The sequence below is a fragment of the Mesorhizobium sp. M7A.F.Ca.US.005.03.1.1 genome, assembly GCF_003997975.1.
GTDB lineage: Bacteria > Pseudomonadota > Alphaproteobacteria > Rhizobiales > Rhizobiaceae > Mesorhizobium > Mesorhizobium ciceri.
This window is the reverse complement of the sequence record NZ_RZRO01000144.1, coordinates 1-11,508: the sequence shown is the minus strand read 5'-3', so window position 1 is coordinate 11,508 and position 11,508 is coordinate 1. Positions and strand designations below refer to the sequence as shown.

14 protein-coding genes are annotated in these 11,508 nt (G+C 62.9%); 9 read left to right on the top strand and 5 right to left on the bottom strand.

Annotation, left to right across the window (positions count from 1 at the left end):
- The 5 genes from EN990_RS33075 to EN990_RS33055 all read left to right on the top strand — a co-directional run.
- Nucleotides 1-889 (top strand): VWA domain-containing protein (locus tag EN990_RS33075; protein ID WP_127388533.1); only part of this gene is annotated, 889 nt, incomplete at its 5' end.
- A gap of 60 nt (nt 890-949) precedes the next feature.
- Nucleotides 950-1,288: an XdhC family protein gene (locus tag EN990_RS33070; RefSeq protein WP_013532112.1), complete on the top strand. Its 339-nt coding sequence runs from the start codon at nt 950-952 to the stop codon at nt 1,286-1,288.
- A gap of 65 nt (nt 1,289-1,353) precedes the next feature.
- Nucleotides 1,354-2,058, top strand: a complete 705-nt coding sequence (locus tag EN990_RS33065) for an XdhC family protein (RefSeq protein ID WP_013532111.1) — start codon at nt 1,354-1,356, stop codon at nt 2,056-2,058.
- Nucleotides 2,055-3,665 carry a molybdopterin-binding/glycosyltransferase family 2 protein gene (locus tag EN990_RS33060; RefSeq protein ID WP_127369513.1) on the top strand — a complete coding sequence of 537 codons (1,611 nt, stop codon included), beginning with the start codon at nt 2,055-2,057 and terminating at the stop codon, nt 3,663-3,665. Before EN990_RS33065 ends, EN990_RS33060 begins: the two co-directional genes overlap by 4 nt.
- A 32-nt stretch (nt 3,666-3,697) precedes the next feature.
- Nucleotides 3,698-4,588, top strand: coding sequence for a phospholipase (locus tag EN990_RS33055; RefSeq protein WP_013532109.1), 891 nt, complete (start codon nt 3,698-3,700; stop codon nt 4,586-4,588).
- 27 nt (nt 4,589-4,615) lie between these two features.
- On the opposite strand, the gene EN990_RS33050 is transcribed toward EN990_RS33055, so the two are convergent.
- Nucleotides 4,616-5,668 (bottom strand): DUF1176 domain-containing protein, encoded by a 1,053-nt coding sequence (locus tag EN990_RS33050; RefSeq protein ID WP_127388532.1) that lies wholly within the window; start codon nt 5,666-5,668, stop codon nt 4,616-4,618.
- 138 nt (nt 5,669-5,806) lie between these two features.
- Here EN990_RS33050 and EN990_RS33045 point away from each other — a divergent pair, with 138 nt between their 5' ends.
- Complete coding sequence (locus EN990_RS33045) at nt 5,807-6,313, top strand: DUF1993 family protein (protein ID WP_063167831.1); 507 nt, start codon at nt 5,807-5,809, stop codon at nt 6,311-6,313.
- A 61-nt stretch (nt 6,314-6,374) separates the two neighbouring features.
- On the opposite strand, the gene EN990_RS33040 is transcribed toward EN990_RS33045, so the two are convergent.
- Nucleotides 6,375-6,539 carry a hypothetical protein gene (locus EN990_RS33040; protein WP_023810361.1) on the bottom strand — a complete coding sequence of 55 codons (165 nt, stop codon included), beginning with the start codon at nt 6,537-6,539 and terminating at the stop codon, nt 6,375-6,377.
- Nucleotides 6,540-6,848: 309 nt separating this feature from the next.
- Between EN990_RS33040 and EN990_RS33035 the strand changes: the two genes are divergently transcribed.
- The 3 genes from EN990_RS33035 (at nt 6,849) to EN990_RS33025 (ending at nt 9,802) form a co-directional block, all read left to right on the top strand.
- Nucleotides 6,849-7,304: a hypothetical protein gene (locus EN990_RS33035; protein ID WP_082827379.1), complete on the top strand. Its 456-nt coding sequence runs from the start codon at nt 6,849-6,851 to the stop codon at nt 7,302-7,304.
- 113 nt (nt 7,305-7,417) lie between these two features.
- Entirely contained in the window at nt 7,418-8,485 is a 1,068-nt protein-coding gene (locus EN990_RS33030; protein WP_127370093.1) for an aldo/keto reductase, read from the top strand.
- 51 nt (nt 8,486-8,536) lie between these two features.
- Complete coding sequence (locus tag EN990_RS33025; protein ID WP_127388531.1) at nt 8,537-9,802, top strand: cysteine desulfurase-like protein; 1,266 nt, start codon at nt 8,537-8,539, stop codon at nt 9,800-9,802.
- A 15-nt stretch (nt 9,803-9,817) separates the two neighbouring features.
- Here EN990_RS33025 and EN990_RS33020 read toward each other — a convergent pair whose 3' ends face one another.
- The 3 genes from EN990_RS33020 to EN990_RS33010 all read right to left on the bottom strand — a co-directional run.
- Entirely contained in the window at nt 9,818-10,846 is a 1,029-nt protein-coding gene (locus EN990_RS33020; protein WP_127369609.1) for a histone deacetylase family protein, read from the bottom strand.
- Nucleotides 10,843-11,355 (bottom strand): GNAT family N-acetyltransferase, encoded by a 513-nt coding sequence (locus tag EN990_RS33015; protein ID WP_064995381.1) that lies wholly within the window; start codon nt 11,353-11,355, stop codon nt 10,843-10,845. Before EN990_RS33015 ends, EN990_RS33020 begins: the two co-directional genes overlap by 4 nt.
- 25 nt (nt 11,356-11,380) lie before the next feature.
- Nucleotides 11,381-11,508, bottom strand: a 128-nt coding sequence (locus tag EN990_RS33010; RefSeq protein WP_206526370.1) for a 3-keto-5-aminohexanoate cleavage protein, incomplete at its 5' end; no start/stop codon positions are given.

Sequence of the window (11,508 nt, the reverse complement as noted above, 5' to 3'; positions counted from 1 at the left end):
GTTCGAGGGACACCAGAAGAACCAGCCGCCACAGGAAATTCCCGAGATCGAGGTCGACGCCCGCTTCACCTTTTCCGGCAACGAGGTGCTGCGGGCCAAGGATTTTGCCCAGATGAACGCCGCCGAGATGGCCGACGCCAAGAAGGCGATCGCGCAGTTGCGGTTGCCTTTCGACATGGTGCGGACGCGGCGCTTCAAGGCCGATGCGCATGGCCGCCGCATCGATCCGCGCGCCATGATGCGTTCGGCCGCGCGCACCGGCGGCGAACTGATCCTGCCGAAATTCCGCTCGGCCCGCGAGGTTCATCCGCCGCTGGTCGTGTTGGCCGACATTTCCGGCTCGATGAGCCAGTACACGCGGATTTTCCTGCATTTCCTGCATGCGCTGACGGAAAAAAGGCGTCGCGTGCACACCTTCGTCTTCGGTACCCGGCTGACCAATCTGACGCGGCAGATGCGCCATCGCGACCCGGATGCAGCCCTTGCCGACTGTTCGGCGGCGGTCATGGACTGGTCGGGTGGCACCCGCATCGGCGACACGCTGGCCGAGTTCAACCTGATATGGTCGCGTCGCGTGCTGGGGCAGGGGGCGGTCGTGCTTCTGATCACAGATGGGCTGGAGCGCGACGATGTCGCCGGCCTGTCGGAGGAGATGGAGCGCCTGCACAAATCCTGCCGGCGGCTGATCTGGCTGAACCCGTTGCTGCGCTTCGACGGCTTCCAGGCGCGCGCCCGTGGCGTCAAGGCGATGCTGCCGCATGTCGACGAGTTCCGCTCGGTGCACAATCTCGATGCGCTCGCCGATCTCTGCGCGTCATTGGACAAGAAGTCGGCACAATCCGTCGATCCGCGCCGATGGCTGGAAGCTGGCGCGAGGCGCGCCGCATAACCATATCCTTCCCATCCGGAAAACAGATCCCGAGAAAAACAGACTTCTGGAGAAACGGTCATGGAAAACAGCATTTATCTGGATGAGGCCCGCGACCCGCTGATCATTGCGGAGGGCTGGATGAAGGACGGCAAGGACGTGGCCATCGCGACAGTGGTCGAGACCTGGGGTTCGGCGCCCCGACCTGTAGGCAGCCATCTGGTCATCGACGCAGACGGCAATTTCCACGGCTCCGTCTCGGGCGGCTGCGTCGAAGGCGCTGTGGTCAGCGAGGCCATCGACGTCATCGACAGCGGCAAGGCCAGGATGCTGGAGTTCGGTGTTGCCGATGAAACCGCATGGCAAGTGGGCTTGTCCTGTGGCGGCCGCATCAAGGTGTACGTGGAAAGACTGGGCTAGAGCATGATCCCAAAAAGTGGGACCCGGTTTTTGGACAAGATGATGCTCGGACAAGAGATTTCCTGATGGATCCCTACGCCTTAAAAACTTTGAACGCCGAACGACGCGCCCGCCGTGCGGCGATCCTTGTCACCGATCTCGGTGACGGCCGCGACCGGATCGTGCGCGAGGGCGATCACGTCGCCGGCGATCTCGGAACCGCGATCGCCAGGGCGTTTCGCACCGGTAATTCCGGTTCGGTCGAAGCCGAGGGGCGGACTTTCTTTCTCAACGCGCATCTGCCGCAGCCGCGTCTGGTCGTGATTGGCGCTGTCCATATCAGCCAGGCGCTGGCGCCGATGGCGAAGATCGCCGGCTATCCCGTGGAGATCATCGACCCCCGCACCGCTTTCGCCACGCCGGACCGCTTTCCCGATGTGGCGCTTCATGCCGAATGGCCGGAGGATGTGCTGAAGCGTCAGCCGCTCGACAGCTACACCGCACTTGCCGCCGTCACCCATGATCCGAAGGTCGATGATTTCGCCCTGAAGGCAGCACTAGACGCCAACTGCTTCTATGTCGGCGCGCTCGGCAGCAGGAAGACGCATGCCAAGCGTGTCGAACGTTTGCTGGCGCTGGGCGCGAGCGCCGACCAGATCGCCCGTATCCATGCGCCGATCGGGCTCGATATTGGTGCTGCCAGCCCGGGAGAGATTGCTGTTGCGGTGTTGGCCCAGGCGATCCATGCCTTCCGCTCGCGCGGGCTGGACGCAAAAGGTGCGGCGGCGTGAAATTCGGACCGATCCCGATCGAGACGGCGGAAGGCGCGGTGCTGGCACACTCCACCACCGCTGGTGAACGCCGCTTCCGCAAGGCGCATAGGCTGAGCGCCGAAGATGTGGCGCTGCTACGGACTGCCGGTGTTTCCGAGGTCGTTGCGGCTGTTCTGGCTGAGGACGACCTCGGCGAGGATGCGGCCGCGCAAACGATTGCCGGGAGCATGGCCTTTCGCGGCATCGAAGCCAAGCCTGCCGCGACCGGGCGGGTCAACCTCCACGCCAAGGCGCCGGGCATCTTCACGGTCGATGCCGTTGCCATCGACGCCATCAATGCCATCGATCCCGCCATCACCATCGCCACGCTGGCGCAGCATGCGCCGGTCGAAAAAGGCCAGATGGTCGCGACGGTGAAGATCATTCCCTTCGCGGTCGGTTCAGCGCTGGTCGACGCTGCGACAGAAATCTGCGCCGCAGGCGAGATCTTTGCCGTCAATGCCTACCGGCCCGTGCGTGTCGGCGTCATCCAGACGGTTCTGCCGGGCATCAAGCCTTCCGTGCTCGACAAGACGCTGCGCGTCACCGAAGCACGGCTGGCGCGTACCGGCGGCAGGCTGACGGCCGAGCGCCGCACGGCGCATGAGATCGCGCCGGTGGCGGAGGCCACGGCTTCCCTGGTGCGCGACAATGACATGGTGGTGATCTTCGGCGCCTCGGCGATGAGCGATTTCGCCGATGTCATTCCCGCGGCGATCGAGAAAGCGGGCGGTACCGTCGTCCGCGCCGGTATGCCGGTCGATCCCGGCAATCTGCTGGTGCTCGGTACGCTCGGCGGCAAGCACGTCATCGGCGCGCCCGGCTGCGCCCGCAGTCCCAAGGAGAACGGGTTCGATTGGGTGCTGGACCGATTGATCGCCGGTCTCGACGTGACCGCCAGGGATATTGCCGGCATGGGGGTCGGCGGGCTGTTGATGGAAATCCCCACACGGCCGCAGCCGCGCGAACCGCTGCCGGCCAAATCTCAACTGAAGGTCGGCATCGTGCTGCTGGCGGCCGGCCGGTCGAGCCGCATGGGCGGGCCGAACAAGCTGTTGGCGCTGTTCGACGGCAAGCCGCTGGTGCGCCGCACCGCCGAGCGGGCGCTTGGCTCGAAGGCGTCCAGAACTGTCGTCGTCACCGGCCACCAGCGCGAGCGGGTGCGCGCTGCGCTGGCGGGCCTCGACGTGACCTTCGCGCACAATCCTGATTTTACCGACGGCTTGTCCACGTCGCTGAAGGCCGGCATTGCCTATCTGCCGGAGGACTCCGCCGGTGTGATGATCGTGCTCGGCGACATGCCCGATATCACGTCCCACGATCTCGACAGATTGATCGATGCGTTCCGCAAGGGCGGCGGCAATGCGGTGGTCCGCGCTTCGCATGACGGCAAGCGCGGCAATCCGGTGCTGTTGCCGCGTTCGCTGTTTCCGGCGATCGCCCATCTGGAGGGCGACACCGGCGCACGCCATCTGGTCGAGACCGAAGGGCTCGATGTCATCGATGTCGAGATCGGCGCGGCGGCGTCTGTCGATGTCGACACGCGCGAGGCGCTGGAAGGCGCCGGCGGCGTGCTGCAGGATTGACAAACCCAAGCCGAATTACGCATGCGTTGGGTATGTCTTTTCGCCGCCAAATTTTCTGTGCCTTTGCAGTCACGACCGCGTTGCTGTCGTCGGCTGCGCAAAGTCAGACGCTGTCCCTAAAACCCTTCAAGGACGATCTCTTCGCCTATCCGCCCACGCTGTCGTCCGACAGCAACGGCGCCTACACGGTCATCGACTACCGCGAGATGCGCGACATCAACCAGCGTGACCAGGTGCCCGAGCGGCGGGTGAACGCCCAATATACCGACGCCAGCGTGCGCAAGGTGCAGCAGGATCTGTTGCTGAAAACCGACGCCGGCGATATCAGGCATGTCGCCGTCGGCAAGACCGAGGGCGCCGGCATCATCGTGCTTTACCTGCACGGGCAGGGCGGCAGCCGCAAGCAAGGCGTCGACGACTTCACCTTCGGCGGCAATTTCAACCGGCTCAAGAACCTGATGGCCAGCAATGGCGGCCTCTACCTTAGCCCGGATTTTACCGATTTCGGCGACAAGGGAGCAGCGCAGGTGGCAGCGCTGATCGGTCACTATGCCGACCGGTCGCCAGGCGCGAAGATCTTCGTTGCCTGCGGATCGATGGGTGGTGCGCTGTGCTGGAAGCTTGCCGCGCGCAAGGACATGGGCGGCCGCATCAACGGCCTGCTGCTGCTCGGCTCGCTATGGGATGAGAGCTTTTTCACCAGCCCAGCATTCAAGCGCCGTGTGCCGGTCTTTTTCGGCCAGGGCAGTCACGACGTGGTCTTCCCAGTGGCAAATCAGGAGGCATTCTTTCGCTCGATCCTGGCCAAATCGAAGACTTACCCGACCCGTTTCGTTCGTTTCGAGACCGGCACCCATGGCACCCCGATCCGCATGACCGACTGGCGCGGCACGCTCAACTGGATGCTGTCGAAGTCGCCCTGACAGGCTGCCTGCAAGCCCGTGTGACGCTCAAGGCGCAGTGTTGTAGTCGACGACAGTCTCGGGATTTTGCTCGCCGTCATATGATGCATCGACGTCGTACTGGACCAGCGAGAAATTGCCGTTGCGGAACAGATACGTGCCGGCGTCGGAAGCATCGCCGACCCCGCGCCACTTGTTGAACGTGGTGATCGTCTGGGTGGCCTCGTCATAGTCGGAATTGACCGCCCAGCCGGACGTCTGGAAACCGACGATGCTCATGCCCAGCAATTTGCCGTTGCTGTCATTGTTCTCGTAGCGGATGTCCATCTTGGGTTCGGCGAATTGCAATTGCTGCACGGCCGATGTCTCGTCGGTCATATAATAGACCGAGCTTTCATTGTAGGCGGCGGCCGAGCAGGAAAAATGGAACAGCCGCGTCTCCTTGTCGGGGTCGCCGGGCTGCGCATCCTTGTCCTTGTATTTGATTGAAAAGACCGTTGGCTCGTCGGCCAGGAACTGTTTGTCGCACTGGCCGCCATAGGTTGCCAGAAACGCCTTCTTTGCCTGCTCCAGCGCAGTGTCCTTCTTCGGTGGCGGCGGCCCGTCGCCGCAGCTTGGCGGCAGCGCCTCCTCGAAATCGGCGGTGGAGGGGTTCAGTGCCCCATTCTCGATGTGGATCGGATCGAAGGGTGGCTCCGCCTGGATCTGGGCATTCACCTGGCGCAGCGTGTAGCAGCCGGCAAAAACCTTTTCGCCGCCGCTCTTGTCGGTGGCGCGGATGGCGACGGGCACGTTGTAGAAAATGCTGCCGGCCGCACCTTCGTCGGAAACCGCCCCGGTCAAGACCTCGACCTTGTCGGTGCCGTCATAGCCCTTGACGAAACTGTCGAAATCCTTTGCCGGTTTTGTATCGCCGAAATACCCCCAGGCGCGGGCGAATTCGTGCCGGGTGATGGCGCTGTAGAGCGAACGAACAACAGCATCGGCGCTCGACCGGTCGTCGACATAGGGCGCTTCGGGGGCATCTTCGGCTGCCAAGGTCGTTTGACCGATCGGGGCCAGGGAGAGAAAGGCAGTCGCTGCGAAAAGGGCGCATCTCATCGGGAACCTCCGCTCGATAAGAGGATTCTACGACGGCGATTGCGGCAACGTGGTGACGCGGCGTCGGCGGCCTTGAAAAATCCTGCACGAAGGCGCTACGTCGCGTCCGCCGGCGCTGGGCCGGGCAGGAGATTTGACGTGACGATATCGATGTATGAGGCATCCGTGCCGGTGTTTTCGGCTAGGCTGAAAGCGCTTTCCAATGTGCTTGCGACCGCCGAACAGAATGCGCTGGACCGCAAGATAGACCCGCAGGTTTTTCTGACGGCGCGGCTGGCGCCGGACATGTTCGCCTTGACCAGGCAGGTGCAGATCGCCACCGATCATGCCAAGGGCGCGCCGTCACGGCTCGCCGGCCGCGAAGTGCCGAAATACGAGGACAATGAGGCGAGTTTTGCCGATGTCCAGGCTCGCATCACGAAGACGCTCGACCTTCTCGCGACATTTTCGGCTGCCGAATTCGACGGCTCCGATGACAAGATCATCGAGCTGAAGCTTGGTGGACGCGAAAGCTCGATGCCCGGCCTGCAGTATCTGCTGCATGTGGCCATGCCCAACTTCTATTTCCATCTCACCACGGCTTACGACATCCTTCGCCACAATGGCGTACCGTTGGGCAAGGCGACGTTCCTGGGATCGCGCTAAGGAATTGAATTTTTTGGAGGTGTCCCGGACCGATCCGGGACATCCTGAACACCGGATGCAGCTAGCGAATGGACATTTCGCGGGCGATGCGGGGGAAGTCGGCCGGCTTGATCCCTATGTCGGCGCGGTCGGCATTGCTCATCGAATGAAGCAGCGCGAGCGCCGAGCGGTATCTCAGATGTTCCTGTGGCCGAGGCCGGGCGAACATTTCAGTGAAGAAACCCATGATTCAAGCCCCAAATTGGTCCTCCACGGCTGCCAATATAGGTGAATCGTGACAATTGTGCAGTGCAGCATTTGCATACCTGCCATGTCTTGGCGATTTTTTTCGCCATTTTCCGCAACCGGGTGAAACTTTTGCTGACGCGCATCGTAGCCTCGAATGCTGGCTGCATGGCTGCCACGAGGCGACGGCTAAATTCATTGAGATCGGTGCCATGCATTTTTAACGAGCCGGTTCTATGCTTCGATACCCGAATGGTCGGGCGAGGGGGAGGCTGACATCGCTACTGGCGCCAAGCGGGATTTCGCTTCGTTGCTCGACGACCTCTTCATCGCCCCCGACAAGAATGGCGAGGACGTAGAGGCCGGCGCTCGTCCATCCATCCCGTTCGACTATCTTTCGGTGGCCGATGAGCTCCATTCCGGTCGCATCAAGGTTTCCGCTGCCGAATATCGCGAGGCAGGCGCGGATCTGGCGACCGAATTCGCCGCTTTGCTCGATCATGCCAAGCTGGCTCTCGCCGGCGAAGAGCCAAAGCCCGAGGAAAAACTGCCGCCGATCGATCCCGAAGCCATCGCCGTCGAACTCGGCCTCAATCAGCCCAAGCAGGTCGCCGATTTCGGCCGTATGCGCCGCAGCTTTGCCTTTGCCAACCATCCCGACCGCGTCGCCCCACATTTGCGCCAGCGCGCCATGATCCGCATGCAAGTGGCCAACATGCTGATCGACGAGGCCAAGCGTCGTGCACTGGCCGGTGCTCGCCGCTAACCCGGCTGGTTCACGCAAAAGTCGGCCTGGCGAGGCTTGGAGAGCGGCTCTGCTTTGCCTATAGATGCGGCTCCTCCGCGCAGTCGCGCCAGCCTTCCTCCGGAGCCGAATCCATGCACAAACGCCGTCTCGGTCGGACTGATCTTCTTGTTACCCAGATCTGCCTGGGCTCCATGACCTGGGGCCAGCAGAACACCGAGGCCGAAGGCCACGCCCAGATGGACCTGGCTTTCTCGCGCGGCGTCAATTTCATCGACACTGCCGAGCTCTATCCGATCCCGCCCAAGGCGGAGACGCAGGGGCGGACCGAAAAGATCATCGGCAGCTGGATGAAGGCCAAGGGCAACCGCGACAAGGTGATCTTGGCCTCGAAGGTCGTCGGCCGCACGGCCAACAGCTGGTTTCGCGGCGACAGGCCGTCGCAACTGGTGCGCGCCGATATCTTTGACGCCATCGACAAGTCGCTGGCCAAGCTCGGCACCGACTACATCGACCTCTATCAGATCCACTGGCCGGAGCGGGATATCCCCTGGGGCGCCAACCCGACGCGCGTCGGCGCCGTGTCGCCACGCGCCGATTCCGTCGGCGCACCGGCCGGCGAAACGCCGATCGCCGAGACGCTTGCCGTGTTTGACGAATTGGTGAAGGCAGGAAAGATCCGGCATTTCGGCCTGTCGAACGAGAGTTCCTGGGGCGTGATGCGGTTCCTTGCCGAAGCCGACCAGGGTATCGGCCCGCGCGTCGCGTCGATCCAGAACGCCTATAATCTCGTCAACCGCACCTTCGAGGTGAATCTCGCCGAGGTCTGCGAGCGCGAGCAGGTGTCGCTGCTGCCCTATTCGCCGCTGGCGCAGGGCTATCTCACCGGCAAGTACGACCACGGCGCGCGGCCTCAGGGCTCGCGCACGCAGCTGTTCAATCGCGGCCAGCGCTACGAGACGCCAGGTGCCGCCGAGGCACAACTCGAATACAATGAGCTGGCGCGCTCCTTTGGCCTGGAGCCGGCACTGTTTGCCAACGCCTTTGTCTCGAGCCGGCCGTTCGTGACCTCGAACATCGTCGGCGCGACGACCGTTGCGCAGCTCGATATGGCGCTGTCTTCCGTCGACGTCGTCTGGACCGACGAAATGCAGAAGGCGGTGGATGCGATCCACCAGCGGGTCGGCAATCCCTGTCCTTGAACGGGGATTGCTGGCCGAATATCCAACGATTACAATGGGAGAAGGGCGGCAATGAATTTTCCGATCGAGGCTATCCGGGGAAAATTTCCCGCTCTCTCTCTGACCGACAAGGGCCGCCGCCGCATCTATCTCGACAACCCTGCCGGCACGCAGGTGCCACAGGCAGTGGCGGATGCGGTATCGCGCTGTCTCTTGACCACCAATGCGAACCTTGGCGGCTACTTCGAAACGACGATTGCCGCGCAGGCCGTCGTCGATGAGGCACATGAGGCCATGGCCGATTTCCTCGGCGCCGCAAGTCCTGAGGAAATCATCATCGGCGCCAACATGACGACGCTGACCTACCACATCTCGCGCACGCTCGGCCGCACGATGCAGCCCGGTGACGAGATCATTCTCACCCGCATGGACCATGAGGGCAACGTCTCGCCCTGGCTGCAACTGGCCGAGGATCACGGCCTCGTCGTGCGCTGGCTGCCGTTCGACGAAACCAGCTGGCAGGTCGAGGAGGCGACGCTGGCTGGCTTGCTTTCGGAGAAGACACGGCTGGTCGCGTTGAACTACGCCAGCAATTTGACCGGTTCGATCAACCGGGTGAAGGCGCTGACTGCGATAGCCAGGAATGCCGGTGCGCTGGTCTATGTCGATGCCGTCCAATTCGCGCCGCACGGCCTGATCGACGTGCAGGAGCTCGGCTGCGATTTTTTGATCTGCTCGGCCTACAAATTCTTCGGACCGCATATGGGCATATTGTGGGGCCGCCGTGATGTCATCGAGACGCTGGAGCCCTACAAATGCCGCTGCTCTTCCAACGGTCTGCCGGAGCGGTTCGAACTCGGCACGCCGCAGATCGAGCTGATGGCCGGCCTCACCGCCGCGGTCGACTACTTTGCCGACCTTGGCGCGGCGGCGGGCGAGGGCGGTTCAAGAAGGCAGAAGATCGCCAAGGCGTTCGCGGCTTCGATCGCATACGAAAACCCGTTGGCGCAACAACTGATCGACAGCCTGTCCGATATCGAGGGCTTGACCGTCCACGGCATCACTGACCCGAAGCGGCTCGGCGATCGCGTGCCGACGGTTTCCTTCACGGTCGAGCGCATCGTGCCGGAGACAATCGTGCGGCAGATGAACGCCGAAAATATCTTCCTGTGGTCCGGTCACAACTACGCCTGGGAGATCGTCCACCAGCTCGGCATTCCAGCCGAGCATGGCGTCGTGCGCATCGGCATTGCTCACTACAACACGGCAGCCGAAATCGACGAAACGCTGGAAAGTGTGCATCGGGTCATCGCCATGCTCAGGCAGCAGCGCTCCTGACGCTGGCTTGAGCATTCACCGCATCTTGCCGCCGAAACCAGTGAGGAACGCCGTGAGATTGTCGCCGAGTTCGTCGCAGAGGTAGCCGCCCTCCTGGACGATGACCGTCGGTAGGTCGAGCTTTGCGATGGCCTCGCCGATGCGCGAGAAGCCAGGCGTCGTCACCGAAAGTCCGCCGAACGGATCGCCCTCGAACGCGTCGAGGCCGAGCGCCACAACGAGCGCGTCGGGCGAAAAGGCACGGATGCGCTGGAAGGCCACCTCGAGCGCTTCGAGAAACGCCGCGTCGGCGGATTTGCGCGGCAGCGGCAGGTTGAAATTGTAGCCGAGGCCGGGCCCTTCGCCGCGCTCGTCGGCATGGCCCCAGAAGAACGGATAGAAGCGCACCGGATCGGCGTGCAGCGAGACGGTCAGCACATCCGGCCGTGCATAGAAGATGCCTTGCGTGCCGTTGCCGTGATGCAGGTCGACATCGAGGATCGCCACCCGTGCGGCTTGTTTGCGCAGAACCTGCGCGGCGACGGCCGAGTTGTTGATGAAACAGAAGCCGCCGGCGACATCGGCAAAGGCATGGTGGCCGGGCGGGCGGCACAGCGCGTAGGCGGCCGGCGCGCCTGATATCACCGCCTCGGCGGCTTCGACCGCGCTCCAGGCGCTCCACAGCGCGCTCTGCCATGTTTCGCCCGAGATCGGGCAAGCCGTGTCGGCCATGTGATAGCCGGCCTGGCCGACCGCCGAGGCCGGATAGGAGCCATTGCGCGCAATCGGATGGATGTTCGGGATCACTTCGGCCGAAGCGCCCTCGATGCGCTGCCAGCGCGCGTAGATATGCTCGAGGAAATCCAGATATTCCGGCGTGTGCACCGCCGCGGCCGGGCCGAGCCCATGATCCCGAGGTCGCTCGATCGTGCAACCCGCAGATAGTGCGCCGACTAACAATCTCTCGATGCGCTCCGGCTTTTCCGGATTGGGCTGTGCCGCGCCGCTCGAAAGAAAGGCCCTGGGGTCGTGGCGCTTCTGTTCCTCGGCATAGAAGGCTTTCATTCCTGATCCCCGTTTTCCGGCGCGTCGGCGAAAGCAAAGAAGGCCTCGCCGATGATTTTTTGGGTCTGTTCGTAGCTCGACCAGGCGATGCCCAGCCTCTCGTAGAAGGCCTTGGCCCCTTCATTGTCGGTGTCGACGGACAGCCGGAGATAGACGCCGCCTTCCTTCCGGCACTGCGCCGCAACGTGCCGCAGCAGCCGCTCGCCGATCTTCCGGCCGCGAAACCGGTCTTCGACATAGAGATCCTGCACATAGACGCCAGGCCGCCCCATCCATGTCGAAAAGATCGGGAAATGCAGGCAAAGGCCGGCAAACTCGCCGCCCACTTCGGCGATCAGGGTGGAGAAAGCGGGCTTTTCACCAAAGCCGTAGGTGCGCAAATCATCTGCTGTCGAAATGATCTCCTCCGGCGCACCGATATGCGTGCCGAGTTTCAGGATCGCGGCGTGGATGGTTTCGACGTCTTCCACTCGGCCGGGGCGGAGGCGGATTTTGGGCGAGGCAATCATTGCAGGTTCATCTCAGATCAGCATCTCAAAACGCCACCCGGTCGCCGCCCTTGAGCGCCAGCATGTCGCGCGCTTCGGTGGGCGTTGCAACCTCCAGCGACAGCCCGTCGAGAATGCCACGGATACGGCGCACTTGATCGGCATTGGCTTTCG

Coding starts and splice junctions, on each gene's coding strand:
- EN990_RS33050 (WP_127388532.1), bottom strand. CDS start 5,668: ATGAGATGCGCCCTTTTCGCAGCGACTGCCTTTCTCTCCCTGGCCCCG.
- EN990_RS33070 (WP_013532112.1), top strand. CDS start 950: ATGGAAAACAGCATTTATCTGGATGAGGCCCGCGACCCGCTGATCATT.
- EN990_RS33040 (WP_023810361.1), bottom strand. CDS start 6,539: ATGGGTTTCTTCACTGAAATGTTCGCCCGGCCTCGGCCACAGGAACAT.
- EN990_RS33025 (WP_127388531.1), top strand. CDS start 8,537: ATGAATTTTCCGATCGAGGCTATCCGGGGAAAATTTCCCGCTCTCTCT.
- EN990_RS33020 (WP_127369609.1), bottom strand. CDS start 10,846: ATGAAAGCCTTCTATGCCGAGGAACAGAAGCGCCACGACCCCAGGGCC.
- EN990_RS33065 (WP_013532111.1), top strand. CDS start 1,354: ATGGATCCCTACGCCTTAAAAACTTTGAACGCCGAACGACGCGCCCGC.
- EN990_RS33055 (WP_013532109.1), top strand. CDS start 3,698: ATGTCTTTTCGCCGCCAAATTTTCTGTGCCTTTGCAGTCACGACCGCG.
- EN990_RS33015 (WP_064995381.1), bottom strand. CDS start 11,355: ATGATTGCCTCGCCCAAAATCCGCCTCCGCCCCGGCCGAGTGGAAGAC.
- EN990_RS33030 (WP_127370093.1), top strand. CDS start 7,418: ATGCACAAACGCCGTCTCGGTCGGACTGATCTTCTTGTTACCCAGATC.